We start from the raw sequence: 26,524 nt of genomic DNA, 5'->3' as shown, positions 1-26,524 counted from the left end.
TCAGTCGGCGAGCAGATAGCGTGCGACACCGCCGTCGGTGATCAAGGTGTTCACGATCCCCGCGCGCAGCGTGGCAAGGATGGCGGGCGCCTTGCGCTCTCCGCCGCCGACGACGATCACCTGGTCGATCGCGGCGAGCTGATCGACGGTCAGACCGAGCACCCGGTCGTCGAAGTCCGTCACCGGTCGTCCGGCGGCGTCGATCAGCGCGCCGCCGACATCGGCGATCACTCCGCGGGCGAGCAGTTCGGAGCGGTGGGCGTCGCTCACCTCGTCGTGGAACCGGGAGTCCGCCGGGCTCCAGCAGCCGACGGCGACGAGGGCGATGGTCACGTCGCCGAACCTGGCATATGCCTGCCGCACCCGGGGATCCGCGCGCAGGGCCGCCGCCGCCTCCGGTGTCGACACCGTCAGCGGGGCGTACATGCTGTGCGCGGCCCCGCCCGAGACGGCCGCCACCCGGCGCAGCACCTCGACGGAATTCTCGTCCAGATTCCCGCTCATGCCGGTCAGTTGGACGATCTCGCACCCGGCGAGGCTGGTCAGGTGGCGCACGGTGGCGTCGATCGTCCGGCCCGAGGTCACGCCCAGCACGTCGCCCTCGCCGACAAGGTCACCGAGCAGCCGCGCCGCGGCCGCGCCGAGCGCGTCGCGGATGACTTCCGGTGAGGTGCCCGCGGTCGTGGTGACGAGGGCCCGGTCGAGCCCGTAGCGCTCCCGCAGCTTCACCGAGAGCTCGGCATCCACCGCCTGCGGCATGGCGATCTCGATCCGCACGATCCCGGTACGCAGTGCCGCCTCGATCAGGCGTGCCACCTTGAACCGGGACAGCCCGAACTCGGTCGCGATCTGGACGCGGGTGCGGCCCTCCCAGAAGTAGCGGCGCGCCACCTCTGCCATCAGCAATTGCTCGTCGATCGCGACCGTCGGCCGGGCCGCATCCCCCATGCTCATATGAGCATCATAAGGCCCTTGACACGCTCCAGTGTGCAATCTAGCGTCGACACCACGCACGAGCACTCATGTGGACATGGGGCGCTCACATGAGCAGATCGCAATGAGGCGGGGAGGCGACGTGGCGCCGGTGCTGTCGGTCCGGGACGTGACCAAGGGGTTCGGCGGCGTGCCGGTCCTGACCGGCGTCGGCCTCGACCTCGAGCCCGGCACCGTCACGGCACTCGCCGGTGAGAACGGGGCGGGCAAGTCGACCCTGCTGAAGATCGCCTCCGGTCAGTACCGGGCAGACGGCGGGAGCGTCAGCGTCGACGGGCACGAACTGCACGGCAGCGTCGCCGACGCCCACCGAGCCGGGGTCGCGATCGTCCCGCAGGAGCTTGCCTCGATCCCCGAGCAGTCGGTCTATGAGAATCTCTTCGTCGGCCGTGAGCTGCACCGGTTCGGCCTGCTGGACCGGCGGTCGATGATCAAGGCCGCCCGCTCCGCGCTCGCCGACTTCGGCGTCGAGATCGACGTCACGGCGCCGATGCGCCGGCTGCCGGTCGGCATCCAGCAGATCATCGAGATCGTCAAGGCCACCCACACCGGGGCCCGGGTCCTGCTGCTGGACGAGCCGACGTCGGCGATCTCCGAGCGAGAGGTCGAGCAGCTCTACCGCGTGGTCCGGCGGCTGCGCTCCCAGGGCGTGGCGATGATCTACACCACCCACAAGATGGAGGAGATCCGGGCGCTGGCCGACCGGGTCGTGGTACTGCGCGACGGCAGTCTGATCATGGACCAGCCGATCGCGGCCGTCAGTGACGAGGACATCGTGACCGCCATGATCGGTCGCGAACTCGGCACCCTGTTCCCCGACATCACACCCGCCGGCGAGGATGTCGTGCTCGAGATCGACGGCCTGCACGTCACCGGCGCCGGCGGGCCGGTGAGCCTTCAGGTGCGACGCGGCGAGATCGTCGGCCTGGCCGGGCTGGTCGGCGCCGGTCGCACCGAGCTGCTGGAGGCGATCTTCGGGGTACGCCGAAGCGATGCGGGCGTGATCCGGGTGCACGGGAAGACCCTCGCTCGGGGCGCGCCGCGGTCGGCGATCCGGCGCGGCTTGGCGATGGTCCCCCGAGGACCGCAAGGCCTCGGGTGCCGTCCTCGGCATGTCGGTGCTGGACAACGGCAGCCTGCCCCACCTCGCCCGATTCACGCGCGGCGGCGTGCTGCGGCCGCGGGCGCGGACCCAGGCCGTCCAACAGGCCATGACCTCGGTCCGGCTCCGTTCGCGGGGCCTCGGCCAGGAGGTCGGCACGTTGTCCGGGGGAAACCAGCAGAAGGTCGTGTTCGCGCGCTGGCTGACCGGAGAGATCGATGTCTTGCTGCTCGACGAGCCGACCCGCGGTGTCGACGTCGGCGCGCGGTCGGAGATCTACCGCATCATCACCGACCTCGCCGCCGGTGGGGTCGCAGTGATCATGGCGTCGTCCGACATGCCCGAGATCCTGGGGCTCGCCCACCGGGCCCTGGTCCTCGCCGACGGGCAGGTCGCCGGCGAGCTGGATCGGGCGGCGCTCGGTGCCGACGACGCCCAGGCCCGGATCTTCACCCTCGCCACGGGTGATCAGGAAGCTCCGCCCGCCGCGACCGGGGCGGCGACCGACGACGAGCACGGGAGTGAGGACGTTCGATGAGCGATTCGACCAGCCAGGTCGCCGGTCCCGACCAGGTGCCCGACAGCACCGAGCTGGGCGGGGAGGCGCGACGCTTCTCCCGGCAGTGGTGGATCGGGCTGCTGCTGCGCAACGCGATGTTGATCGTGGTGTTGCTGGTGATCTGCTACTTCAGCTACCGCAGCGCGCGATTCTCCAGCCTCGACAACGTGCAGACGATCCTGATCGCCGCCGCGCCGTTCGCGCTGATCGCGCTGGGCCAGACCCTGGTCATCCTGACCGGCGGTATCGACCTGTCCGTCGGCAGCGTGATCGCGGTGTCGGCGATGGCCGGCGCCGCCGTTGCCAAGGCGAATCCGGGACAGGTCTTGCTGACCGTGCTGACGGCCGTCCTGGTCGGGCTGCTCGCGGGTGCGATCAACGGCTTCTTCGTCGCGGTGGTGAACGTGCCACCGTTCATCGCCACCCTCGGCATGTTGACCGCCGGTTCGGGGGTCGCGTACGCGATCGGTGGCGGCGCCCCGATCAACGGCCTGCCGCCGGAGTTCGGCGCGATCGCGAACACGACGATCTTCGGGCTGCAGATCCCGGTCCTGGTGATGATCGCCGGGATTCTCGTGCTGGCGTTCGTGATGCGACGGACGTCGTACGGGATGCGCGTCTACGCCGTGGGCGGGAACCGCAATGCGGCCGAGATCGCCGGCGTGAATGTCCGTGGAATCCTGTTCAGCGTCTACGTGATCTCCGGCGTGCTCGCCGGCCTGTCCGGGGTGATGCTCGCCTCCCGGGTGATCTCGGGCCCGCCCAATCTGGGCCAGGGCTATGAGCTCGATGCCATTGCCGCGGTCGTGATCGGCGGTGCCAGCCTGATGGGTGGCCGCGGATCGATCTGGGGCACCGCGCTCGGCCTGATCCTGATCCAGACCCTGAACAACGGCCTCGACATCTTGCTGGTCCCGGCGTACTGGCAGGACGTGATCAAGGGAGTCCTGATCGTCTTCGCGGTTGCCGTCGATGTCTGGACGGCCAAACGCCGGACCTGACCGTACCCACCACACGCCCACCAACGAAGGAGACATGATGCGACGACGGACCCGACAGATCACCCGTCCACTGGTGGCGGTGATCACCGCCGCGCTGGTGCTGCTGGCCGCGGCCTGTGGCGCCGGTGACCCCACGCGCAACCAAGGGGGTGAGGGCGGCGAGGGCGGCGACCGGCTGCGGATCGGCGTCACCGTCTACGACATGAGCTCGTTCATCACCGCCGGCAAGGAGGGCATGGACGCCTATGCCGCGGCGAACAACATCGAGGTGTTGTGGAACTCGGCGAATCTCGACGTGAGCACCCAGGCCAGCCAGATGGACCAGTTGATCGCCGCGGGCGTCGACGCGATCGTCGTGGTCCCGGTCCAGGCCGACTCGCTGCAGCCGCAGGTCGCCGCGGCCAACGCGGCCGGAATCCCGGTGATCCCGGTCAACGCCTCGCTGAACAATCCCGATGTCGCGGGCGACGTCCAACCCGACGACGTGCTCGCGGGGGAGAACGAGATGCAGATGATGGCCGACGCGCTCGGCGGGCGCGGCAACATCGTGATCCTGCAGGGCCCGCTCGGGCAGTCGGGCCAGATCAACCGGCAGACCGGTATCGAGAACGTGCTGGCCGAGAATCCCGACATCAAGGTCCTCGCCCAGGACACCGCCAACTGGAAGCGCGACGAGGCGGTGAACAAGACCAAGAACTGGATCTCGGCCTATGGCGACCAGATCGACGGAGTCGTCGCCCAGAACGACGACATGGGACTCGGCGCGCTGCAGGCCCTGAAGGAGGCCGGTGCGACCGATACGCCGATCGTCGGCATCGACGGCATCGAGGACGGGCTGAAGGCGGTGGAGTCCGGTGAGTTCATCGGCACGATGCTGCAGAACGGCACGGTCGAGCTGTCCGCGGGTCTCGCGGTCGCCGCGGCGATCGCCCGCGGGGAGCAGATCAACACCAAGCCGGTCTACATCATGCCGCGGATCACGAAGGACAATGTCGGCGTGGCGATGGAACACGTGGTCACCAACCGACAGGAGTTCCTGTCCCAGATCCCCGAGCTGACCGCGGAGAACCTGAAGACCGGCAACATCGCCTACGAGGGCATCCCCGGCCAGGAACCGGGCGGGCAGTGAGCGCCGGTTCCGGGCTGATCACCGAGATCGCCGCTCCGGCCGACGACATCCGCGTCGACCTCACCGGTCGCAGCGCGGTCGTCACGGGCGGGGCCTCGGGGATCGGCGCGGCGATCGCGCAGCGGTTCGCCGACTCGGGTGCCGATCTGGTGATCATGGACGTCGACGAGCGGGCCGCCGAGTCCGCCGCGGGCGCGATCGGGGAGTCCGGCGGTCGCGCGAGCGCGGTGGCCTGCGATGTGACATCGACCGAATCGGTCACCCGAGCGGTGAGCATCGCCGAGGAGCGCCTGTCGGGGATCGACATCCTGGTGAACTCCGCGGGCATCGCCCGGCTGGCACCGGCCGAATCCTTGCCGGAGGAGGACTGGGACACCACGATTGCGGTGAACCTCAGCGGGAGCTACCGGATGTGCCGGGCCGTCGGCACCGGCATGCTGGACCGCGGCCGGGGCGTGATCATCAACCTCGCGTCCCAGGCGGCGCGGGTGGCGATCGCCGAACACGTCGCCTACTCGGCCTCGAAGTTCGGAGTGATCGGCCTCACCCGCGTCCTCGCCCTGGAGTGGGCCGGTCGCGGGGTCCGGGTGAACGCGATCTCGCCGACCGTGGTGCTGACACCGCTCGGGATCGCCGCCTGGGACAACCCCAAGGGGGTCGCCCACCAGGCGCAGATCCCGGTCGGCCGGTTCGCCGTGCCCGCCGAGATCGCCGCCGCCGCGGCGTTCCTGGCCAGCGACGCGGCCGCGATGATCAACGGTGCCGATCTGGTGATCGACGGGGGATTCACGATCTGGTGACCGGTCCGGCGCCGAGCACCGAGCGCAGGTCGGTGCTCGGACGCGCCTCCAGCTGGGCGAACGTGCACTCGGCGGGCAGCCGGTCGGGGCGGAACCGGACGAAGGCCGGGCTGCTGCGAAAGCGCAGGTCGTCCTCGAGGTGGTCGTAGGAGACCTCGCAGACGAGTTCGGGCGCGAGCAGATAGGTGGCCTCGTCCGGGCCGCCGCTGCGCGGACCGGGTTGCGGGCGCCGAGCATCCCCGGGCAGCGTCGGGGGGGCCCAGGGATGCTCGGCGTGGGCCGGCGTACCCGGCGTCAGCGCGAGCGGCAGCAACACCTCGAGCAGCCGCTCGCGGGCATCGCGGGAGAAACCGGAGCAGGCACCGACCCAGGCCAGCCGCCCCCGCTCGTCGTGCAGGCCGAGGTGCAGCACGCCGAGCAGCGGTCGGCCGGGCGCGGAGTTCTTGTGCAGGCGGAACCCCCCGATCACGGTGTCGGCGTCGCGGCGATGTTTGATCTTCGTCATCGCGCGCACGCCCGGCAGGTAGGGGCCGTCCGGTGACTTGGCGATCACGCCGTCCAGACCATTGCCCTCGAAGCGCGCGAACCACTCGCGCGCGGTGTCGGGGTCGGTCGTCATCGGGCTCAGGAACAGCGGCCCGGAGAGGTCGGCGAACAGCGCCTCCGCGACGGGGCGCCGCTCCCGATAGGGCAGCCGCAGCATCGCAAGATCGTCCACGGCAAGCACGTCGAAGACGATCATGGATGCCGGGCGCAGGCGTACCAGTTGGGCGACCCGGTGCGGTGCCGCCCCCGACCGCTCCAGCAGTCGGGTGAAGCGCAGGGCATCGCCGTCGATCACCACGAGTTCGCCGTCGAGCACGCAACGCTGCGGCGCATCGGCGCGCACGGCCTCGACGACATCGGGGAAGTAGGGCGTCAGGTCGCGGCCCGAGCGGCTGATCAGGCGTACCTCGTCGTGATCACGAAAGACCAGCGCGCGAAATCCGTCCCACTTGGGCTCATAGGCCATCCCGGGCGGAATCGTCGTCGCCGGCGCCGCGAGCATCGGCGCCAGCGGGGGAGACAGCGGCAGGTCCACCCGGTGATGGTAGTTCGCACAGGTACGCCGAACCGCCGCGTGCGGCAGGATGACGCCATGACGACTCCGATCTCCGACCTCCTGCGGTTGCCGGCCGGGCCGGTCGACCTGTCCGCGCTCGACCCCCGCGCCACCCACGGGTTCCCCGGCAAGGACAAGTCGGACCAGCCGAAGCTGATGGCCGAGCTGGCGCCCGTGCTGGACGATCGCCAGGAGCGCCTGTTCGCCGCCGGCCGGGCCGATCCGGAGAGCGCGCCGCGGGTGTTGATGATCCTGCAGGGCATGGACACCTCCGGCAAGGGCGGCGTGATCCGGCACGCGGTCGGGCTGATGGACCCCCAGGGCGTCCGGATCACCGGCTTCAAGGCGCCCACCGAGGAGGAGCGGTCCCACGACTTCTTGTGGCGGATCGAGCGCGCGCTCCCGTCGCCCGGCCAGGTCGGGATCTTCGACCGCTCCCAGTACGAGGACGTGCTGGTGGTCCGGGTCGAGCAGCTCGTGGACGAGGCCGAATGGCGCTCGCGCTATGACCGGATCAACGAGTTCGAGGCCCGGTTGGCCGAGCAGGGCACCTTGATCATCAAGTGCTTCCTGAACGTGTCCTATGCCAAGCAGGGTGAGCGCCTGATGGAGCGGCTGGACAACCCGGACAAGTACTGGAAGTACAACCCGGGCGACCTGGTCGCCCGCTCCCGCTGGGCGGACTACCAGGCGGCCTATGCCGACGCGTTGGCCAACTGCAACACCGAGGTCGCGCCCTGGTACGTCATCCCGGCCGATCGCAAGTGGTACCGCAACTGGGCGGCCGCCCAGTTGCTCGCCGAGCAGTTGGAGCGGCTGAACCTCGGCTGGCCGCCCGCCGATTTCGACGTGGCCGAGCAGAAGAGGCTGCTCGCGGCGACCATGTGACGCCGGGGCCGCTCAGGCGGCCTCAGGCACCGACCACGCTGAGCGACGGGCGCGCGGGCTCCGCGGTCTCGTCGAAACCGAAGTCGACCAGTTCCATCGCCGCCACGGCGTAGCGGGCCAGCGCCAGATCAAGGACGGTCTCGTCGGCCCCGAGCGGATCGCCGACCGCGACGACGCCGGCCGACCGCGCCTGCTCGGCCCGTTCCACCCAGTGCGCATCGGCGGTCAGGCAGAGCGAGCCGACGGCCACGTTGCGCCGCCCCTGGGCGTACAGCGAGTGCAGCGCCTCCGCCATCGCGCCGGCGCCGGCATCGGTGAAGACGGGTACGCAGGGCAGCTTGTGGTGCTGGCCCCACTGCCGGGCGCGGCGGGCGACGAGCGCCGCTCCGCGGGAATCGGGGGTGCCCTCGGCCAGCAGCACCAGGCCGTCGAGCTCGGTGGCCCGGGCCCGGCGCAGCGCCTGCCGCAGTTGCGCGTCGACCCGGGACAACAGGCTCGCCTCCGGGCCGATCGACCCGGCGACCGCGGTGCGGATCTCCGGGTGCGTGGCGCGGGTGCGGCGTACCAGCGTCGCGACGCGCTCGTCGGTGGCGAACGGGCTGGACAGCAGTGCGGGAACGAAGGCGATCTCGCGCACGCCGGCGCGCGCCAGGTGGCTGACCACCTGCGGTCCGGTCGGCGGACAGTGATCGAGGAACGCAGCGCGGACGTCGAGTTCGGGACGCATCGCCTGCAGCCCGACGCGCATGGCGTGGGCTACCTGGTTGACCTGAGAATCAGAGCTGCCGGCGGCCAGGACGACGAGAGTCGGTGCGTTCATGCGGACACTCTCGCGGCTCGGACACGCGTCCACAAGCTGAGATACCAAAGTATGAGATTGAATCTCACATCTTGAGCATCGACCTCGTGGCGTCGGGTCACGGCTGGGCGACATATCGTGCCGGCGTCTCGTCAATCGTGGCCGGATCGGCAAAACTGTGCGCGGCAGTGTGGCTCCCCCAATGCGGAAGGACGACGCGATGCGACGAGGACTGATCAGGACGGCGGCCGGGCTCGGCGCGGCGCTGGTGCTGGCGGCGACGGCGGCCTGTGCGCCCGGCGGCGCCGGGGGCGAGGCCGAGCAGACGGGCGACCAGACGCTGACCTACCTGTACTTCACCGACGGTCCGGACGAGCAGGCGACGCGCGACCTGATCGCCCGCTTCGAGCAGGAGACGGGGGCCACGGTGAACCTCGAACTGATCCCGTACGCCAATCTGGAGCAGACGCTGCAGGCCAGGCTCTCCGGTGGCAATCCCCCCGACGTTGCCCGCCTGACCACGCTCACCCCGGTCCGCGACGACCTGGTCGATCTGACCGCGCTGCGCCCGGAGCTCGCGGGGCAGTACCTCGACGGCATGGCCGGACCGGCCACCGGGCCGGGCGGCGAGCTGCTCGCGGTGCCCAGCGACCTGACGCTGAACGGGCCGATGATCAATCTCGACCTGTTCGAGAAGGCCGGCGTCGAGCCACCGACGGCGCAGCGGCCGTGGCGGTCGTGGGACGAGGTCGTCGAGGCGGCCGAGCAGGTGAAGAAGGGCGCCGGCACCGAGTTCGGTCTGGCCATGGACGTGTCGGGTCACCGGTTCTCCACGATGATGAGCCAGTACGGGACGACCGTCTTCGACGAATCGGGTACGCAGGTCGCGCTCGCCGAGGAGCCGGCCGTCGCGGCCGTGACCAGGTTCGCCGAGCTGAATGCCGACGGCGTGATGCCGCGCGACCTGTGGTTGCAGGCCGGTACGCGCTACACCGCGGCGAACGAGATCTTCCTCGCCCAGCAGGCGCCGATCTATGTTTCGGGCAACTGGCAGGTCGCGGCCTTCGCCGAGTCCGCCGAGTTCGACTGGGCGGCGGTGCCGAACCCCTGCCAGGAGCGCTGCGGCGGATTCCCGGGCGGCAAGTTCATGGGGGCGTTCAAGGCCAGCCCGCGCCAGCAGCTCGCCGCCGACTTCATCGCGTTCATGAACTCCGCCGACTCCCAGCGCTATCTGGCGGACAAGGCCAACTTCCTGCCGACCCGCAAGGACCTGATCGAGTCCGGGGTGGAATACAGCAACCGCGATGCCGACATGCAGGTCTTCCTCGCCGATGTCCAGCAGACCCCGCCCGACACCTTCGGCACGTCGTTCTCGCCCGCCTTCAGCGCCACCAGCACCGAGATGACCAAGGTGCTCGCCGCCGTGTTGGCGGGGCAGCAGGATCCGGCCCAGGCCGTGGCCGCCTTCCGCAAGGGCGCGGAGAAGTCGCTGCAGGACGCGGCCGGGTGAGCCGGCCCGTCGCACGCCGGCGGCGGTTCACGGCGCGTACGCTCGCGCCGTACCTGTTCATTGCGCCGAACCTGGTGATCTTCTTGCTGTTCACGATCTGGCCGGCGATCAACATGGTCAACATCTCCCTCTACGACTCCCGCGACGGGCGCAATTTCCGGTTCGTCGGGACCAGCAACTACTCCGAGCTGGTCAGCGATGCCGAGTTCTGGCAGGTGGCCGGTCAGACCGTCTTCTACGTGATCTGCTTCGTGATCGCGACCACAGTGCTGGCCACGGCGTACGCCGTGCTGCTGAACGACGCCTTCCCCGGGCGGGGGTTCTTCCGGGCCGTGCTCTTCCTGCCGAGCCTGCTCTCGGCCGTGGTGATCGGGCTGTTGTGGCGCTGGCTGCTGGACCGGACGAACGGTCTGGTGAACATCGTCCTCGGCACGCTCGGCCTGCCCGAGCCGGGTTGGCTGATCAACGGACCGCTCGCGATGGGGGTGATCATCGCGGTCGGGCTGTGGATCCACCTGGGCTTCTACACGCTGATCATGTTGTCCGGGCTGCAGGGAATCGACCCGACGGTCTACGAGGCGGCGCATGTCGACGGCGCCTCGCGCTGGCAACAGTTCCGGCACCTCACCTGGCCACTGCTGCGCCCGACGACCCTGGTGGTGGTGATCCTCGGCACCATGTCGGCCTTCCAGTCCTTCGACTACATCTACTCGCTGACCGGCGGTGGCCCGGTCGGCGCGACGATGCTGATGGTGCAGTTCGTCTACGAGCGGGCCTTCGTCTCGCCCATCCGCTACGGGATCGCCGCGGCCGGCTCGGTGGTGTTGTTCATCTGCGTGTTCGCCTTCACCATGCTGAACTTCCTCAACGCGCGGCGTCGGGGCATCGCATGAGCGCCCCGGCGACGAACCCGCCCGATGTCGCCGCAGGGCGGCCGGCCGCGCCGACCTGGACCGGCACCGGCCGCCGCCCGCCGACGGGCTGGGCGATCGCGCGTTACGTGATCCTGATCGCCACCGCGCTGCTGATCCTCGGCCCGCTGGTCTGGACCTTCGTGTCGAGCTTCAAGACCCCCACCGAACTGGCGCAGCGGCCGCCGGTGATCCTGCCCGCGCAGTGGAGCCTGGAGAACTACACCGGGGCGCTGGAGCGATTCCCGTTCGCGACCTATCTGCGCAACTCGGTGATCGTCACGGTCGCCGCCACCGCGTTGACGGTCGTGATCAACACGATGTGCGCCTACGGCCTGGCCAAGTACAACTTCCGCGGCCGCAACTTCGTCTTCCTGCTCGTGCTGGCGACGATCATGATCCCGCTGCAGGTGATCCTGATCCCGGTCTACCAGATGGCCTACCAGCTCGGGCTGGTGAACACGTTGTGGGGCCTGATCATCCCGCCGGCGGCGACGCCGACCGGGGTGTTCCTGATCCGGCAGTACATGCTGGGGATACCGGACGATCTGATCGAGGCCGCGCGGGTCGACGGAGCGAGCGAGTTCGGCATCTTCGCCCGGGTCGTGCTGCCGCTGTGCGGTCCGCCGATCGCGGTGGTCACCATCTTCTCGATCATGTGGCGCTGGAACGACTTCTTGTGGCCGCTGGTGATCTCCCAGCAGCAGGACAACTACACCCTCCCGGTCGCGTTGGCCCAGTTCAACGCCGAACTGATCGTGCCGTTCAACTACATCCTGGCGATGTCAGTCGTCTCGATGGTTCCGGTGATCATCATCTTCTTGTTCCTCCAGCGCCAGATCGTCACCGGCATCGCCAGCAGCGGCCTGAAGTGAGTCCTCGGCCCGTCGCGGAGTCGGGCGTACCCCCGCAAACCGGGGAAAGACCTCGGCGACGGAGGCGTTGATGGCCGCGCCGATCAGCACGGCCAGCGAGGTCAGATAGAGCCACAACAAGACGGCGATCGGCGCTGCGAGCGGCCCGTAGATCGAGGTGGTGTCGCTGGCGAAGGAGAGCACCAGGCGCAGGAGCTGGCTGCCGACCAGCCACATCACCATCGTCCACAACGCGCCCGGCAGGTGCGAGTGCCAGGCGTGGCGTTCGGGCACCGCGAGATAGAACATCGTGGTGACCAGCCCGATCGAGAGCAACGTCACCACGGGCCAGTAGAGCCCGGCCAGCCAGGCAACCCGCTCGGGCAACAGCTCGCCGATCAGCGAAGGCCCGGTGAGGATCAGCGGGATCAGCACGATGCCGATCACCAGCAACAACAAGAACAGCGCAAAGCTGAGGGCCCGCTGCCGCACGATGCTGCGCCTGCCCTGGTAGCCATACATCAGGCTGACGGTCTCGACGAAGACCGCGATCGCCCGCGATCCCGTCCACAGGGCGATCAGGAAGCCGATCGACACCACATCGGAGCGCCGGCTGCTGATCACCTCGTCGATGGTGGGGGCGAGGATCGACTCGATGCTGGTCCGGGTCAGGAACTGGCCCGCGAAACCGAGAATGTCGTCGCGCAGCCCGAAGATCGTCGACGGGTCGGTCTGTGCGGCGACGAAGCCGAGCGCTCCGACCAGCGCGAACAGCATCGGCGGCAGCGACAACAGGGCGAAGAACGCGCTCTCCGCCGCGAGGCCGATCACGCGATAGCGAAACCCGGCGCGGAAGGCCAGCACACCGACCTTGCGGAGCCGTCCCGGAACGGTGTCCGTGCCGGGGATCGCGTTCATTGCTCCTATCCTGACAGTCCCGGCGCGCGGTCCGGGCAACGACACGCAACGCACGGAGGCGGCGGTGGCATCGATCCTGGTGGCAGGGGCGACCGGTTTCGTGGGACGGCGGCTGGTGCCGGCCCTCGCGGAGGCCGGGCACGATGTGCGGGCGATGACCCGCAACCCCGACGAGTACGCCGGGCCGGCCAGACCGGTGGCGGGTGATGTCGCCGACGCCGGGTCGCTGGCCGCCGCGATGGCCGGCGCGAACGTCGCCTACTACCTGGTGCACGGACTCGGGTCGCGGGACTTCGAGACCGAGGATGCCCGCGCCGCGGAGAACTTCGGTGCAGCCGCGGCCCGGGCCGGGGTGCGCCAGATCGTCTACCTCGGTGGCCTGGGCAGCGATCGCGACGACCTGTCGCCGCACCTGCGCTCGCGGCGCGAGGCGGAGCGGCTGCTGGCGGCGGCAGGCGTACCCGTGACCACCCTGCGGGCGGCGATCATCGTCGGCCACGGCGGGATCTCGTGGGAGATGACGCGCGAGCTGGTCGATGCGCTGCCGGTGATGATCGCCCCGCGGTGGGTGAACACGCGGGTGCAGCCGATCTGGATCGGCGACGCCGTGCGCTATCTCGTCGGGGTCGCGGAGCGGGAGGAGGCGCTGGGCCGCACGTATGAGATCGGCGGCGCCGACGTGCTCACCTATCGCCGGATGATGCAGGTGCTGGGGCGGATCCTGAACCGGCGGCCGCTGCCGGTGTTCATCGCCCCGGTGGCCACGCCCCGGGCATCCGCGCTCTGGCTGTCGTTGATCACCCGGGTCGACCCCGTGACGGGTCGCAACCTGCTGGAGTCGGTCTCCAACGAGGTGATCGTGACCGACGACGCCATCACCGACCTGGTGCCCGGCCCCGTGCTCGGCTATCGGCAGATGGTGCTCGCGGCGCTGCGCGAGCGGCTGGCGGCGCTGACCGGGTCAGCCGACGACGGCGGGGAGCGCGAGCAGCATGGTCAGTGACCACACCACATGGGTGACCGCCGGAAGCACGATCCCTCCGCTGGAGCGCCGCTGCAGGCCGGTGACCGTGCCGAGCACCAGCGCGGCGAAGATCATCATCGGGTTCAGCGATCCGGCGGTGACCGCCGCATAGGCCAGGGTGCTGACCAGAACCGGCCGGCGGGCGAGCCGGGCGTAGACGGCGCCGCGGAAGAACAGTTCCTCCGCGACGCCCGTCAGCGCCGTGATCGCGACCACCGCCACGAACGGCGTGTGATCGGCCTGCCCGGTGACCGCTCGCACGGCGTCCGCCAGTGCGGGAACGGCGCGCACGACGAACGCCCCGACGACGAAGACCGCCGCCAGCAACGCACCGGCGCAGACACCCGCCGCCAGGACGGACCGGAGCGGTCGCCCGCCGCCCGGATCGCGTCGCGTGGCGAGGGCGGAGCCGACCACGGCGTACAGCAGACACAGCGCGACCGACCAGCCGAAGAACTCCGGGTCGCCGGTCGCGGCAAAGATCCGGAACACGCAGTACGCGGCGATGACCAGCGTGGCGCCGATGACCGTCGGGACGACCCACGAGGGGTAGTGGCGCGGCGGTTCGATCATCAGGGCTCCGTCCCCGGCCGGGAGAGCGAGGGGCTGCCGACCGTCGCCGGTCGGCAGCCCTGGGTGGTGGGCGATACTGGAATCGAACCAGTGACCTCTTCCGTGTCAGGGAAGCGCGCTAGCCCCTGCGCCAATCGCCCGAGGTGGAGACGGGATTTGAACCCGTGTAGACGGATTTGCAGTCCGTTGCCTCGCCTCTCGGCCACTCCACCAGGTGAGGAGCCCAACCTTGGTGGTTGAGACCCTGGTCGAGACCACCGGGGCTGAGACCCGCTCCGAGCGGACGACGGGATTCGAACCCGCGACCCTCACCTTGGCAAGGTGATGCTCTACCAACTGAGCCACGTCCGCATCGCTGTGCCGTTTCCGGCAGCAGCGCGTGGAAGAGACTAGCCGACGACTCTGGCCGCGCACAAACCAGCGCGCTAGCGTCGGGTGCATGGGACAGTGGGAGTGGGTGCGCAAGCAACTGGCGGACATCGACGCCGCGGGCGACACCGCGGCGGCCAGCGTGAAGGGGATGGCCGTCGTGGTGATGAACCAGCAGGGAGCGAAGACCGGCGAGCTTCGGCGGGTGCCCGTGATGCGGGTCGAGGCCGACGGAAACTACGCGGCCGTGGCGAGCAAGGGCGGTTCGCCGGAGAATCCGGTGTGGTTCAACAACCTGGTCGCCCACCCCGACATCGAGCTGATGGACGGCAGCGACACCTTCCCGGTGCGGGCGCGGCTGGTGGACGACCCCGAGGAGTACCGAACCTGGTGGGACCGATCCGTCGCGGCGTACCCGCCCTATGCGGAGTACCAGACCAAGACCGATCGCAAGATCCCGATCTTCGTGCTCGAGCCGCGCTGACGGTCGTCGCCGTGGCAGCATGGGCGGGTGAGTGAAGCCCGCCCGCGTGTCTGGATCGACGGCACGCTGTACGCCGATGCCGCCGAGGCGACCGTGCCCGCCGATGATCATGGGCTGGTCGACGGCGACGGCGTCTTCGAAACCCTGAAGATCGAGCCGTGGGGCGCGTTCGCGATCGGCCGGCACGTCCGCCGGTTGGAGAACTCCGCCAAGGTTCTCGGCCTGCCGACGCCCGAGGAGTCGGCGGTACGCGAGGGTATCGCCGCCGTCCTGGCGGGGCGGGACTTCGAGTTCGGGCGGCTCCGGATCACCTGGACGGGCGGTATCGGCCCGCTCAGCAGCAATGCCGCGTACGGGCCGCCGCGGCTGGTCGTCGCAGCAGGTCCGGCGGCGCGCACCAGCGAACCGGGGCGGATCGTCACCGTGCCCTGGACCCGCAACCCCGACGACCCGCTGTCGGGGATCAAGACGACGTCGTACGCCGGCAATGTTCGCGCTCTGGCGTACGCCCATGATCACGGCGCCGGGGAGGCGCTGTTCTGCAACACCCGTGGCCAGGTCTGCGAGGCGTCCGGGTCGAACATCTTCCTCGTCTTCGGCGACCGCGTGATCACGCCGACGCTGGCCGCGGGTCCGCTGGCCGGCATCACCCGGGCCTGTGTGATCGAGCAGTCCGGTGCGGTGGAGGAGGACATCGACCTCGCCGCCGCGCAGCGGGCCGACGAGGTCTTCCTCACCGGCTCGCTGCGCGACGTGCACCCGATCGTCGCCTGGGACGAGCACAGCTATCCGGTCGGACCGGTGACCGCCGCGATCGCCGAGGAGTTCGCGCGCCGTTCGGTCGACGAGCCCGATCCCGCCTGAGCGGCTACTCGGCGACGGCGCCGCGGCGTACCGCTGCCAGGGCCGTCACCACGCCGAGTGCCGCCAGGACGGCCAGCCCGACGAAGAGGTTGATCGCGGCCTGCGGCATGGACGGCAGGCCCGCGTTGACCAGGACGCCGGCGAGGGCCGCCCCGAGGCTCTGTGCGGCCAGGCCGACCAACGGGATGGTGGCGGCCGCCTTGCCGGCCTCTGCCGCATCGGTGACATTGCTCATCGTCGCGTAGCTGAGCACGGGGAAGCCGAAGCCGATGCCGGCGCCGGCGATCACCAACAACACGAACCAGACGATCGCCAGGCCGGGCCCCGCCGGCTCGCGCTGGGTGAGCGCGGCGCCGAGGAAGCCCGCCGCCAACAGGCCGGGCCCGATGATCAACAGCGCCGAGCGCGACCGCGGGGTCGCGGCGCGGGCGCCGAGCAGGCCGAAGAACGACCAGCCGACCGAGACCGCGGCACCGAAGAAGCCGGCGACCACCGGGGCGAGGCCGGCCATGCTCTGGCCGAACAGCGGCGTGAAGGCCTCGCTGACGACGGCAATGGTCAGCATCGCATTGGTCAGCATCAGCCAGCGCATCGGCGATCCCGGCCGATAGGTGGAGTCCGGCAGTACCGAGGAGCGGGCCCGGCGGTCCCAGGCGACGAAGGCGACGAGCAGGACCGCGGCCGCGGCGAGCAGCGCGACCCGCGCCGCACCCTCGGTGATCGAGGCGACGCTCAGCGCGGCCACCGCGGCTGTCAGCAGCGCGACCGAGCCGAGCGGGAACGGCTCGACCTGCCCGGTGCGACCGTGCCCGCGCAGTGCCCGCGGCGCGACGAACCCGAGAGCAAGGCCGGCCAGCGCGATCATCGCGAAGGCCAGCCGCCAGGCGTCGAACTGGGCGAAGAGGCCGCCGAGGACCGGCCCGACGAGCGTGCCGACGCCGAACATCGCCGAGATCAGCCCGGTGGCCATTCCCCACAGGCGTTGCGGAAGCACGGTGCGGACCAGGGCGTACCCGAGCCCGGACAGCAGCCCGCCGCCCAGCCCGACGACGGCGCGGCCGGCGAGCAGCACCGGCATCGTCGGCGCGAGCGTGCAGACGATCCCACCGACGAGGTAGGTGGCGAAGGCGAGCAGGTACGCGCCGACCGCCCCGAGCCTGGCCAGAGCCTGGCCGACGCCCATCACGCCGATGATCGAGACGACGACATAGATCGTCGTCGGCCAGGCGTACAGCTCCCGGCCGCCGATCTCGGCGACGACCGAGGGCATCAGGGCCGTGGTGACGAACATCGTGATCGCGGCCAGCAGGAAGCCGCCGGCGAGGATGCCGACGGCGCCGGCATTGCCGTCACGGAAGAGATCGGCGAAGCGCGGGGAGTCGCTGCGTGGGGCGTGGACGGATGGGGATTCCGAGGTCATGCAGCAAACCTAGAAACTCAAGTTGACTTGAGATCAAGGGCCGAACAGCGCGAAGATTCGATCATGGAGGGGCATCCACATCCCGGCGACCTGTTGAGCATCGGCGAGATCGCCGCGCGGACCGGGGTGGCGAAGTCGGCGCTGCACTACTACGAGCAGCTCGGGTTGATCGTCGCCACGCGTACCGTCGGCAACCAGCGCCGCTACCACCGCCACATGGTGCGGCGGATCTCGCTGATCGTGGTCGCCAAACGGCTGGGGATCCCGCTCGCCGACGTGCAGCAGGCGTTCGGCGAGCTGCCGATGGATCGCCAGCCGACCGCCCGCGACTGGCGGCGGGTGTCGAAGGTCTGGCGCGCGACCCTGGCCCAACGCCGCCACCAGATCGAACGCCTGGAACGCGAACTGAACGGCTGCATCGGTTGTGGCTGCCTGTCGATGAGCGCTTGCAAGCTGCTGAATCCCGACGACGAGCTGTCCCAGGAGGGGCCGGGTCCGCGGCGGCTGGAGGTCGACGGCTAGGTGTATGCGCGAGGCAGGCGAGCGGTGATCAGTCAGGCGTGGTGCAGGGCGAGCACGTCCTGGACCACGTCGCGGATGGTGCGGGCATCGGCGTCTGTGACGTGGGTGGCTGTTTGTGTTCTCATCACGACGCTGGGCGGCTCGGGCAAGCCGGAGGCCGCGTAAATGCTGTCGGGAAGCCGGCCGAGGGCGGGTAACAGGGTGTAGCCGAGGTTGGTGCGTACCGCCGCTTGAATCCCGGCCAGGTCGGGTGATTCTGCACTGATGTCGTAGCGCAGGCCGGCTGCAGCGATGGTGTCTATCGCGCCGCGGCGCAGGCCGCAGTCGTGGTCGAACAGGACGAGCGGTACGCGGCGCCTTGAGGGGTCTTCGGCGGTTGCGAGCTCTCGCCCGGCGACCCATTGGGTGGGAATCGCTCCGATCTCGGTGGGGTCGCTGGTGAGTCTTTCGAGAACGAGTGCCGCGTCGAGCTGGTTGCGGTTGACGGCGTCGCGCAATCGCGCGCTGCGCCCGAGTCGTAGCTGGATGTTCTTCCGTGGCAGGGCTGCTCGTAGCTGATGCACCAGAGCCGGAAGGAGGATGTCGACGGCGTGGTCCATCGCCCCGATCGTGAAGGTCTGGGTGCGGTCGATGAAGTCGTCCAGGGCGGCGTCGTGTGCTTCGAGGATTTGTGTCGCGTGCGTGAGGAAGCGTTCGCCGTCCTGGGTGAATCGGATCGCCCGACCTTCGCGGGTCACCAGCTGCACCTTGAGGGTGTCCTCCAGCCGCTGAACGTGTCGGCTGACGGCAGCCTGAGTGAGGTGAAGAACCCGAGCCGCCTTGTGAAAGCCGCCGCACTGGGCAACGGCGACCAGGCTACGCATGGTGACGATGTCGAGCGTCTCGGGCACATCTCATCGTAGACGATACGCAAACGGTATCGATGCCGATGCAGAATCATTGTTGGACCAACCGGTCAGCCTCTGGTGACGATGAAGGCATGCCTCGTACCACGCGTCTCGTGCGGCCCGGTCTCGTGCTCGGTATCTGTTGTCTGAGCCTGCTGATCGTCGGCGTGGACAATACGATCGTCACGATCGGGCTGCCACAGATCCGGCAAGACATGCACGCCTCGTTCTCGGCCGCACAGTGGACGGTGGATGCCTATCAGCTGGTCCTGGGCGCCTTCTTGCTGACGGCGGGTGCGACAGCGGACCGATGGGGACGGCGGCTGACGTTGCAAACAGGCCTGGCCGTCTTCACGATCGCCTCGGCGTTGTGCGCCGCGGCGCCCACCATCGGTTGGCTCATCGGGTCCCGGGTCGTCCAGGCGCTGGGCGGCTCGATGATGAATCCCGTCGCGATAGCAATCGTCACGCAGGTCTACCCCGACGCCCGTCGCCGAGCCCACGCCTTCGGTATCTGGAGCGGGGTCTACGGGCTGAGCATGGCGATCGGCCCGGTGCTGGGCGGTTTCCTGGTCCAACACGCCGGTTGGCGATCGATCTTCTGGGTGAACATCCCGATCGGTGTGATAGCGATCGGGCTGTGCGCGTGGGCCGTTCCGGAGTCCAAGTCACCAACCCGACGCCGGTTTGACGCGATCGGGCAAGCACTGGTCGTCGTGATCTTGCTGGCGTTGACGTACGCCATCATCGAGGGCAACTCGCTGGGGTGGGCATCGGCTCGGATCATCGTCCTGGCAGTGATCGTCCTGGTGTGTGCCGCCGCGTTGGTGTGGTGGGAGGGCCGCGTCCCCGAGCCAGTCGTCGACCCGCTGTTCTTCCGCAGCGCACCGTTCTCCGGTGCGGTCCTCATCGCTCTGATCGGCATGGGCGGCACCGCCGGTTACCTGTGGGTGGTGACGTTCTACCTGCAGGATGCCCGCGGTCTTTCACCCGCCAGTGCTGGCGCGTTGATGCTGCCGATCGCGGCGATGGTGCTGATCGTTGCCCCCCTGTCGGGTCGGCTGGCAGCACGCCATGGCCCGCGGATCCCGCTGGTGATCAGCGGCTGCTGCGTGGCGATCTCCGCCGCGCTGCTCACCCATCTGCATCAGCACACGTCGCTGTTGGTGCTACTGACGTCCTTCGTCGTGTTCGGCATCGGGTTCGGCATGCTCAACGCGCCGATCACCAACGCTGCGGTTGCCGGGATGCCGAAGAGCCAGGCGGCCGTCGCGTCTGCAGTGGCATCAACCGGCCGCCAGGTGGGCCAGGCACTCGGCGTCGCCATCGTGGGTGCCGTCGTCGTCAACCGCATCAACCTGCACGCAGTGGCCACATCACTACCAGCGGCCTCTCGCCCCGGATGGTGGGTCATCACCGCGGCCGGAGCACTCGTTGTGGTCATCGCAATCCTCACCACAACCCGCCGAGCCCGACGCACCACCGAACGAGTCCGTGAACTGCTCGACGAGGAACACCCAGAACCTCCTGACCCGCAACAGCCGGGCAGCGAGTTGATCACTCGGCGATTTCCGCAGTCCGAGGACGTACGCTAGTCTTGGCGCTCGCCCGGGCGATTGGCGCAGTGGTAGCGCGCTTCGTTCACACCGAAGAGGTCACTGGTTCGAACCCAGTATCGCCCACAGCAGAGAACCCTTGGTCAGGCCAGGGGTTCTTTTTCTTGGGCGGTACGCAACTCCGGCTCCGACCTGGGCCCGCACCAACTCGATCTTGGTCAGGACGCCCAGTGTGATCGCCCCGACCTCGAGGTATCCGCACGGTGCATCTGAGAACCTGCCGCAACCAGATGAGAGATCACGCGCTCGGAGCGGGTGGTATACCATCGGTGTCGTGCCGAGAACCGCTGCCGTCGTGGCCGAGGCCCGGGATGCCATCCGGGACAAGATCATCTCCGGCGACCTGTCCCCGGGGGACCGGCTGGTGGAGCGCACGCTCGGCGCGGAGCTGGCCGTCTCCCGCGTGCCGGTACGCGAGGCGCTGCGCGAGCTGGTCGCCGCCGGGTACGCCGAACAGCGGGCGACCGGCGGTATCGCCGTCCGGGCCTACACCGCCGACGAGATCGACGAGCTGGTTGCCGCCAACGCCGCCCTGGAAACCCTGCTGGTGACCAGACTCGCGCGTGAGGCGAGCGAGGGTGACGTCACCGCGCTGCGCGTCGTCCTTGCCGAGACCGCGACGGCCATCGCCAACGGCGACACCGCGGCGGCGATCGACGGCAACGCGCGCTTCCACGAGGTGCTGAGCGCCCGCGCGCGCCCCGGGGTCACCACCGAGCTGCTCGCCCTGATCGGGCCCCGCCTGCGCTGGCTGCAGCGGCAACACACCGACCCCCGCGCGATCCACGCCGAGCACGTGGCGATCACCGATGCGATCGCGGCCGGCGACGCGGAGGTGGCGGCCGGCCTGCTCCGCGATCATGCCGTGACCAGCCGGGCGGCGGCGGTCAATCTGCACGGAGGTACCTGATGCGCCCGAGGCCGGCACCGGTCGCGGTGGCTGCCGTGGCCGTGGTGCTCGGTGCGTGTGCCGCGCCCAGCGCCGGGCCGGAACCGACCGCCCCCGCGGTGCCGACCGTCTCGCCGTCGGTCAACCGGGGCGACCCGTCCCAGCCCACCACCGAGACCCCGACCCCGACCTCGACTCAGACCCCGACAAGGAAGGCCAGCGCCGTGCGCGATCCGGCACTCGACGACGATCTGATCCGAGCCGCCTGGGCGAACGACGTGGATGCCGCCCGCGACCTGATCGAGCGCGGCGCGGACGTCAACGCCAAGGACGCCACCGAGCAGAGCGCGTACCTGATCGCCACCTCCGAGGGCTTCTCCGAGCTGCTCCGCCTCACCCTCGACCACGGCGCCGACGTCGCCAGCCTCGACTCCTACCGCGGCACCGGCCTGATCCGCGCCGCAGAGCGCGGTCACGCCGACATCGTCGGTGAGCTGATCCAGCGTGGAGTCGACATCGATCACGTGAACCGGCTCGGCTGGACCGGGCTGCACGAGGCGCTGGTGTTCGCCGAGCGGGCCGGCGGGGAAGCGCGCGGCGACGAGCGCGACTACGTCGACACCGTTCGCGTCCTGGTCGCCGCCGGCGGCGACGTGACCCTGCGCTCACGGCGCGACGATCGGTCTCCGCTGGAGCTCGCCCGGGAGAGCGGTCTGGACGCCCAGGCCGAGCTGATCGACGCGGCGACATCCCAGGGCCGGGTGTCGCGGGCCGAGGCGAATCGCCGCCTGCTGGATGCGGCAGCCGGTGACGACGCGGATGCGGCCGCGCTCGCCCTGCGCGGCGGCGCAGAGCTCGAGGCCCGCAACGACCGTGGCCAGACCCCGCTGCTCGTCGCCGCCGCGGCCGACAGCACGCAGGTGGCCCGGCTGCTGACCTATCTCGGCGCCGACCCGGACGCGGTCGACGACCGCTCGGACACGCCGTGGCTGGTGACCGGGGTGACCGGCAGCGTGCAGATGCTGGAAATTCTCCTGCCGGCCGATCCCGACCTGACCGCGACCAACCGGTTCGGCGGACTGTCGCCGATCCCCGCCGCCGAGCGCGGCCACGTCGACTACCTGCGACGCGTGGTCCGCACCGAGGTCGACCTCGACCATGTCAACGACCTGGGCTGGACCGCGCTGCTGGAGGCCGTCATCCTCGGCGACGGGGGAGAGCGGCACCAGCAGGTGGTGAAGATCCTGCTCGACGCGGGCGCCGACCCGGCCATCCCCGACGCCGATGGGGTGACCGCGCTGCAGCACGCGGAGCGCCGCGGGTACGACGAGATCGCCGAGCTGCTGCGCTGAGCGGGGCGGCCCGAGAGCCCGAGGCCCGAACGAACCGCAGCCGGGAAAACAAGGGGCCCCGCAACCTCATACGTAGCGGGGCCGACACCATGCGACCACCTTCGGGGCGGGGATGCACGGCGCCACGCCGAGAGGCTGCCACTCCGGCGTACCAACGGATGACCTGTGGATGAACCTGTGGTCAACCCCGCGCGAACGGTGGACAACCATCCGTCCGCGGTGGGAAAGCCTGTGGACGGCAGGATTCGTCCTCCGAATTTCCCGAAACCCCTTGCAGAACTGCGATTGCGGGGCGTAGACATGTCTCACGTTCCTCCTCGGAGGAACTGCAAAGGACCGGGAATTGGTCCTACCCGAAGCTTCGGCGGAGGGTGTGGCCCGTGAGGGGGCTGCAGATCCGATTCCCCCCGGCGCGGTCCGCAGCCTCACCGCGGGTCACCCAGAGGCCCCGCCAACTCATACTTGGCGGGGCCTCACCCATTTCTCGACCACCACGGCCCGCGCGACACCGCGCGCCGTCAGCCTGCCGCGGTGAACAACGAAGCCGGCCGCGAGGAGCCCGCCGACCCGGCCTTCCCGACGACCGGACTCGGTGCCGGCGCGGGCTACGACCCGAAGACACCCCGCCGCCCGACGGGATTGTTCGGCCGCCTGTTCGGTCGCTGAGCCGCTCTCGGCCCACCGGAAACCGTGGCGACCGCGCCCGCACCGGTGCGGCATGATGGGGCATTGCGACGCCGGTGGGAACAGCCCGCGGGATCCCGAGAGAGGAAGCGCAGTGTCGGTGCAGATCACCCTGGTACGCGACGGAGACGACGACGTCCGGGAGCTGACCACCACGACGACCGGCCTCGACCTGTTCGGCGACGACAAGACGATCGTCGCCATGCGGGTCGACGGCGAGCAGCGCGACCTCGCCCGCGAGCTCGCCGGGGGCGAGCGGGTCGAGCCCATCCGGATCGACGAGCCCGAGGGCCTGGCGATCGTCCGGCACTCCGCCGCGCACGTGCTCGCGCAGGCCGTCCAGGACGCCCATCCGGACGCCAAGCTCGGCATCGGCCCGCCGATCACCGACGGCTTCTACTACGACTTCGACGTCGCCGAACCCTTCACCCCCGAGGACCTGAAGGGGCTGGAGAAGTCGATGACCAAGATCATCAAGGCGCGGCAGCGGTTCGCCCGCCGCGAGGTCAGCGACGACGAGGCGCGCGCGGAGCTGGCCGACGAGCCGTACAAGCTCGAGCTGATCGGGCTGAAGGGCGCCACCTCCGACGACGACGGCAGCTCCGTCGAGGTCGGCACGGGGCAACTGACCATCTACGACAACCTGAATCGCGACGACTCACGCGCCTGGTCCGACCTGTGCCGCGGGCCGCACGTGCCGCACACCGGCTACATCCCGGCGTACGCGCTGACCCGCACCGCCGCGGCGTACTGGCGCGGCAGCGAGAAGAACCCGCAACTGCAGCGCATCTATGGCACCGCCTGGCCGAGCCGCGAGGAGCTCAAGGCGTACCAGCACCGGCTGGAGGAGGCCGCCAAGCGCGACCACCGCCGGCTCGGCCGCGAGCTGGACCTGTTCTCCTTCCCCGAGGAGATCGGCTCCGGCCTGCCGGTCTTCCACGCCAAGGGCGGGGTGATCAAGCGCGAGATGGAGGACTACGTCCGGCAGCGCCACCTCGACGCGGGCTTCGACTACGTCGGTACGCCGCACATCGCCAAGGAGGAGCTGTTCCACACCTCGGGCCACCTGCCCTACTACGGCGAGGGCATGTTCCCGCCGCTCGACGTGGACGGTCAGGACTACCGGCTGAAGGCGATGAACTGCCCGATGCACAACCTGATCTACCGCTCCCAGCAGCGCTCCTACCGGGACCTGCCGATCCGGTTGTTCGAGTTCGGCCACGTCTACCGCAACGAGAAGTCGGGCGTGATCCACGGGCTGACCCGGGTGCGCGGCTTCTCCCAGGACGATTCGCACTCCTATGTCACGCCCGAGCAGGCGCCGGCCGAGGTGCAGCACCTGCTGGACTTCGTGCTCGCCCTGCTGCGCGATTTCGGCCTGGACGACTTCTACCTGGAGCTGTCCACCCGCGACGACTCCAAGCCCGACAAGTTCATCGGGTCCGACGAGGACTGGGCGATCGCCACGCAGGTGCTGGCCGATGTGGCCACCGCCTCGGGCCTTGAGCTCGTGCCCGACCCGGGCGGTGCCGCCTACTACGGGCCCAAGATCAGCATCCAGGCCCGCGACGCGATCGGGCGTACCTGGCAGATGTCGACCATCCAGTACGACTTCAACCAGCCCTCGCCCGACCGGTTCAACCTCGAATACGTCGACGCCGACGGCACCCGCCGGCAGCCCGTGATGATCCACTCGGCGAAGTTCGGCTCGATCGAGCGGTTCATCGGCGTGCTGGTCGAGCACTACGCGGGCGCGTTCCCGCCCTGGCTCGCGCCCGTGCAGGTGGTCGGCATCCCGGTCGCGGCCGAGTTCGACGGCTACCTGCAAGACGTCGCCGCCCGCCTGCGTGATCATGGCGTACGCGTCGAGGTTGACACCTCCGACGACCGGATGCAGAAGAAGATCAGGAACGCGACCAAGGCGAAGGTCCCGTTCCAGTTGATCGCCGGCGGCGAGGACCGCGACGCGGGAGCGGTGTCCTTCCGGTTCCGCGACGGCAGCCAGCGCAACGGCGTACCCGTCGACGAGGCGATCGCCGAGATCACCGACGCGATCGCCGACCGGTGCCAGGTCTGAGGCCCGGGGGTGGGAGAGTTGAACCCGGCCGCGGGTGAGGATCCGGCGACCCTGCCGGGCGAGCCGGACGGCTTCGCCCGGCTGTGGACGCCGCACCGGATGGTCTACATCGACGGGCAGGACAAGCCGGCCGACGACAGCCCACGCGAGTGCCCGTTCTGCCGGGCGGCGCGGCTGCCGGACGCCGAAGGGCTGGTGGTAGGCCGCGGCGCGCACTGCTATGTGGTGATGAACCTCTATCCCTACTCGCCCGGGCACACCCTGGTCTGCCCGTATCGGCATGTCGCCGACTATCCCGACCTGACCGATGCCGAGACCGACGAGCTGGCCCGGCTCACCCAGCAGGCCATGATCGTCACCCGGGAGGTCTCGGGCCCCGCCGGCTTCAACCTCGGCATCAACCAGGGCGTCGTCGGCGGCGCAGGCATCCAGGCGCACCTGCACCAGCACGTGGTGCCGCGCTGGGCCGGCGATGCGAACTTCATGCCGATCATCGCGCACACCAAGCCGCTGCCGATGCTGCTGGAGGACGCCCGCTCCCGGCTGCACGAGGCCTGGCAGCGGCTCTTCGGCGCTCCCCCCGAGCGGGCGGCGGACTGATGCTGGAGAACCTACGGGCCTTCGGCGATCGTCTGGTACGCCCGATCGCCCGGCTGCTCCTGGCGCTGCGGGTCGCGCCGGATGTGGTCACCTGGCTCGGCACGGTCGCGGTCTGCGTCACCGCGCTGATCACGGTCCCGCAGGGCTGGCTGTGGCAGGGCGCACTGATCATCGGCGTGCTGTCGTTGTCCGACACGATCGACGGGGCGATGGCCCGGTTGGATGATCGCGTGGGCCGGTGGGGGGCCTTCCTCGACTCCAGCCTGGACCGGGTCGCCGACGGGGCGATCTTCGGTTCGGTGGTGATCTTCTTCGCGCTGCGCGGTGAGCAGGCGTGGGCCGTGCTGGCGTTGGCGGTGCTGGTCACCGGCCAGTTGATCTCGTACCTGAAGGCCCGCGCCGAATCGCTCGGCGGGACCGGCGGCGGCGGGCCCGCCGCCCGCGCGGATCGGATCGTGATCATCCTGCTCGGCATGCTGGCGCACGGGCTCGGCCTGCCCTGGGCGCTGCCGGCGGCCCTGGTCGTGCTGGCGGTGCTCGGCGGCTGGACGGTCGCGCTGCGGATGCGGCGGGCCGCGCGCAGCCTGGCGGAGTGAC

The 26,524-nt window shown here is 69.8% G+C and carries 26 protein-coding genes, 4 tRNA genes and 1 pseudogene; 21 read left to right on the top strand and 10 right to left on the bottom strand.

Going from position 1 to position 26,524, the window contains the following annotated elements:
• The gene (locus tag ACXDC7_RS11525; RefSeq protein ID WP_179446248.1) at positions 1–954 is read right to left on the bottom strand and encodes a sugar-binding transcriptional regulator; all 954 of its coding nucleotides are present in this window, start codon (positions 952–954) and stop codon (positions 1–3) included.
• A 76-nt stretch (positions 955–1,030) separates the two neighbouring features.
• Here ACXDC7_RS11525 and ACXDC7_RS11520 point away from each other — a divergent pair.
• From ACXDC7_RS11520 to ACXDC7_RS11500, 5 genes and pseudogenes are all read left to right on the top strand, one after another.
• Positions 1,031–2,017, top strand: a pseudogene (locus tag ACXDC7_RS11520) (sugar ABC transporter ATP-binding protein); the annotation flags it as partial.
• Between the two features lie 88 nt (positions 2,018–2,105).
• Positions 2,106–2,633, top strand: a complete 528-nt coding sequence (locus tag ACXDC7_RS11515) for an ATP-binding cassette domain-containing protein (RefSeq protein ID WP_459222215.1) — start codon at positions 2,106–2,108, stop codon at positions 2,631–2,633.
• On the top strand, positions 2,630–3,655 hold the full coding sequence (locus tag ACXDC7_RS11510; RefSeq protein ID WP_179446250.1) for an ABC transporter permease: 1,026 nt from the start codon (positions 2,630–2,632) through the stop codon (positions 3,653–3,655). The genes ACXDC7_RS11515 and ACXDC7_RS11510 overlap by 4 nt, the downstream gene beginning before the upstream one ends.
• A 37-nt stretch (positions 3,656–3,692) precedes the next feature.
• Complete coding sequence (locus tag ACXDC7_RS11505; RefSeq protein ID WP_179446669.1) at positions 3,693–4,784, top strand: substrate-binding domain-containing protein; 1,092 nt, start codon at positions 3,693–3,695, stop codon at positions 4,782–4,784.
• A complete protein-coding gene (locus tag ACXDC7_RS11500) occupies positions 4,781–5,584 on the top strand; it encodes a GolD/DthD family dehydrogenase (protein WP_343046000.1) in 804 nt (267 codons plus the stop codon). Before ACXDC7_RS11505 ends, ACXDC7_RS11500 begins: the two co-directional genes overlap by 4 nt.
• On the opposite strand, the gene ACXDC7_RS11495 is transcribed toward ACXDC7_RS11500, so the two are convergent.
• Complete coding sequence (locus tag ACXDC7_RS11495) at positions 5,571–6,665, bottom strand: ATP-dependent DNA ligase (RefSeq protein WP_459222214.1); 1,095 nt, start codon at positions 6,663–6,665, stop codon at positions 5,571–5,573. The genes ACXDC7_RS11500 and ACXDC7_RS11495 overlap by 14 nt on opposite strands.
• A gap of 57 nt (positions 6,666–6,722) precedes the next feature.
• Between ACXDC7_RS11495 and ACXDC7_RS11490 the strand changes: the two genes are divergently transcribed.
• Positions 6,723–7,574, top strand: coding sequence for a PPK2 family polyphosphate kinase (locus ACXDC7_RS11490; RefSeq protein ID WP_179446252.1), 852 nt, complete (start codon positions 6,723–6,725; stop codon positions 7,572–7,574).
• 22 nt (positions 7,575–7,596) lie between these two features.
• Here ACXDC7_RS11490 and ACXDC7_RS11485 read toward each other — a convergent pair whose 3' ends face one another.
• Positions 7,597–8,394: a sirohydrochlorin chelatase gene (locus ACXDC7_RS11485; protein WP_179446253.1), complete on the bottom strand. Its 798-nt coding sequence runs from the start codon at positions 8,392–8,394 to the stop codon at positions 7,597–7,599.
• A 199-nt stretch (positions 8,395–8,593) separates the two neighbouring features.
• Here ACXDC7_RS11485 and ACXDC7_RS11480 point away from each other — a divergent pair, with 199 nt between their 5' ends.
• Genes ACXDC7_RS11480 through ACXDC7_RS11470 form a run of 3 tightly spaced genes read left to right on the top strand, consistent with a single transcriptional unit; the run spans position 8,594 to position 11,669 of the window.
• Entirely contained in the window at positions 8,594–9,883 is a 1,290-nt protein-coding gene (locus ACXDC7_RS11480; RefSeq protein ID WP_179446254.1) for an ABC transporter substrate-binding protein, read from the top strand.
• Complete coding sequence (locus ACXDC7_RS11475) at positions 9,880–10,776, top strand: ABC transporter permease subunit (protein WP_218843906.1); 897 nt, start codon at positions 9,880–9,882, stop codon at positions 10,774–10,776. The genes ACXDC7_RS11480 and ACXDC7_RS11475 overlap by 4 nt, the downstream gene beginning before the upstream one ends.
• Positions 10,773–11,669 (top strand): carbohydrate ABC transporter permease, encoded by an 897-nt coding sequence (locus tag ACXDC7_RS11470; RefSeq protein WP_179446255.1) that lies wholly within the window; start codon positions 10,773–10,775, stop codon positions 11,667–11,669. The genes ACXDC7_RS11475 and ACXDC7_RS11470 overlap by 4 nt, the downstream gene beginning before the upstream one ends.
• Here ACXDC7_RS11470 and ACXDC7_RS11465 read toward each other — a convergent pair.
• Positions 11,580–12,566, bottom strand: a complete 987-nt coding sequence (locus ACXDC7_RS11465; protein ID WP_179446256.1) for a YihY/virulence factor BrkB family protein — start codon at positions 12,564–12,566, stop codon at positions 11,580–11,582. The genes ACXDC7_RS11470 and ACXDC7_RS11465 overlap by 90 nt on opposite strands.
• A gap of 64 nt (positions 12,567–12,630) precedes the next feature.
• Between ACXDC7_RS11465 and ACXDC7_RS11460 the strand changes: the two genes are divergently transcribed.
• Complete coding sequence (locus tag ACXDC7_RS11460; protein WP_459222213.1) at positions 12,631–13,569, top strand: NAD(P)H-binding protein; 939 nt, start codon at positions 12,631–12,633, stop codon at positions 13,567–13,569.
• On the opposite strand, the gene ACXDC7_RS11455 is transcribed toward ACXDC7_RS11460, so the two are convergent.
• The 4 genes from ACXDC7_RS11455 to ACXDC7_RS11440 form a co-directional block, all read right to left on the bottom strand.
• Positions 13,528–14,163 (bottom strand): CPBP family intramembrane glutamic endopeptidase, encoded by a 636-nt coding sequence (locus ACXDC7_RS11455; RefSeq protein ID WP_459222212.1) that lies wholly within the window; start codon positions 14,161–14,163, stop codon positions 13,528–13,530. The genes ACXDC7_RS11460 and ACXDC7_RS11455 overlap by 42 nt on opposite strands.
• A gap of 64 nt (positions 14,164–14,227) precedes the next feature.
• A tRNA-Val gene (locus tag ACXDC7_RS11450) sits at positions 14,228–14,303 on the bottom strand.
• 1 nt (position 14,304) lies between these two features.
• Positions 14,305–14,375, bottom strand: a tRNA-Cys gene (locus ACXDC7_RS11445).
• 66 nt (positions 14,376–14,441) lie between these two features.
• Positions 14,442–14,514, bottom strand: a tRNA-Gly gene (locus tag ACXDC7_RS11440).
• 88 nt (positions 14,515–14,602) lie between these two features.
• On the opposite strand from ACXDC7_RS11440, the gene ACXDC7_RS11435 reads away from it, so the two are divergent.
• Positions 14,603–15,016 carry a nitroreductase family deazaflavin-dependent oxidoreductase gene (locus ACXDC7_RS11435; RefSeq protein WP_179446259.1) on the top strand — a complete coding sequence of 138 codons (414 nt, stop codon included), beginning with the start codon at positions 14,603–14,605 and terminating at the stop codon, positions 15,014–15,016.
• Positions 15,017–15,043: 27 nt separating this feature from the next.
• Positions 15,044–15,880, top strand: coding sequence for an aminotransferase class IV (locus ACXDC7_RS11430; RefSeq protein WP_459222211.1), 837 nt, complete (start codon positions 15,044–15,046; stop codon positions 15,878–15,880).
• Between the two features lie 4 nt (positions 15,881–15,884).
• Here the strand turns inward: ACXDC7_RS11430 and ACXDC7_RS11425 are convergent, their stop codons facing one another.
• Entirely contained in the window at positions 15,885–17,300 is a 1,416-nt protein-coding gene (locus tag ACXDC7_RS11425) for an MFS transporter (protein ID WP_459222210.1), read from the bottom strand.
• Positions 17,301–17,363: 63 nt separating this feature from the next.
• Between ACXDC7_RS11425 and soxR the strand changes: the two genes are divergently transcribed.
• Positions 17,364–17,822, top strand: a complete 459-nt coding sequence (soxR, locus tag ACXDC7_RS11420; RefSeq protein WP_459222209.1) for a redox-sensitive transcriptional activator SoxR — start codon at positions 17,364–17,366, stop codon at positions 17,820–17,822.
• A 32-nt stretch (positions 17,823–17,854) separates the two neighbouring features.
• Here soxR and ACXDC7_RS11415 read toward each other — a convergent pair whose 3' ends face one another.
• Positions 17,855–18,712 (bottom strand): LysR family transcriptional regulator, encoded by an 858-nt coding sequence (locus ACXDC7_RS11415; RefSeq protein WP_459222208.1) that lies wholly within the window; start codon positions 18,710–18,712, stop codon positions 17,855–17,857.
• A gap of 89 nt (positions 18,713–18,801) precedes the next feature.
• Here ACXDC7_RS11415 and ACXDC7_RS11410 point away from each other — a divergent pair, with 89 nt between their 5' ends.
• The 8 genes from ACXDC7_RS11410 to pgsA all read left to right on the top strand — a co-directional run bounded on the left by ACXDC7_RS11410 (position 18,802) and on the right by pgsA (position 26,523).
• Positions 18,802–20,304 (top strand): DHA2 family efflux MFS transporter permease subunit, encoded by a 1,503-nt coding sequence (locus ACXDC7_RS11410; RefSeq protein WP_459222207.1) that lies wholly within the window; start codon positions 18,802–18,804, stop codon positions 20,302–20,304.
• 15 nt (positions 20,305–20,319) lie between these two features.
• Positions 20,320–20,391: transfer RNA gene (locus ACXDC7_RS11405), tRNA-Val, on the top strand.
• A 208-nt stretch (positions 20,392–20,599) separates the two neighbouring features.
• The gene (locus ACXDC7_RS11400) at positions 20,600–21,235 is read left to right on the top strand and encodes a GntR family transcriptional regulator (protein WP_459222206.1); all 636 of its coding nucleotides are present in this window, start codon (positions 20,600–20,602) and stop codon (positions 21,233–21,235) included.
• Positions 21,235–22,566 carry an ankyrin repeat domain-containing protein gene (locus tag ACXDC7_RS11395; RefSeq protein ID WP_459222205.1) on the top strand — a complete coding sequence of 444 codons (1,332 nt, stop codon included), beginning with the start codon at positions 21,235–21,237 and terminating at the stop codon, positions 22,564–22,566. Before ACXDC7_RS11400 ends, ACXDC7_RS11395 begins: the two co-directional genes overlap by 1 nt.
• Positions 22,567–23,097: 531 nt before the next feature.
• Entirely contained in the window at positions 23,098–23,232 is a 135-nt protein-coding gene (locus ACXDC7_RS11390) for a hypothetical protein (protein ID WP_459222204.1), read from the top strand.
• Positions 23,233–23,287: 55 nt separating this feature from the next.
• Positions 23,288–25,327 (top strand): threonine--tRNA ligase, encoded by a 2,040-nt coding sequence (gene thrS / locus ACXDC7_RS11385; RefSeq protein ID WP_459222828.1) that lies wholly within the window; start codon positions 23,288–23,290, stop codon positions 25,325–25,327.
• A gap of 18 nt (positions 25,328–25,345) precedes the next feature.
• A complete protein-coding gene (locus ACXDC7_RS11380) occupies positions 25,346–25,927 on the top strand; it encodes an HIT family protein (protein ID WP_459222827.1) in 582 nt (193 codons plus the stop codon).
• Positions 25,927–26,523 carry a phosphatidylinositol phosphate synthase gene (pgsA, locus tag ACXDC7_RS11375; RefSeq protein ID WP_179446267.1) on the top strand — a complete coding sequence of 199 codons (597 nt, stop codon included), beginning with the start codon at positions 25,927–25,929 and terminating at the stop codon, positions 26,521–26,523. Before ACXDC7_RS11380 ends, pgsA begins: the two co-directional genes overlap by 1 nt.
• Position 26,524: the final 1 nt, after the last annotated feature.

The organism is Naumannella huperziae (assembly GCF_054073625.1).
Note: the sequence above shows the minus strand (reverse complement) of the source record. Positions and strands in the feature narration are given on the sequence as shown.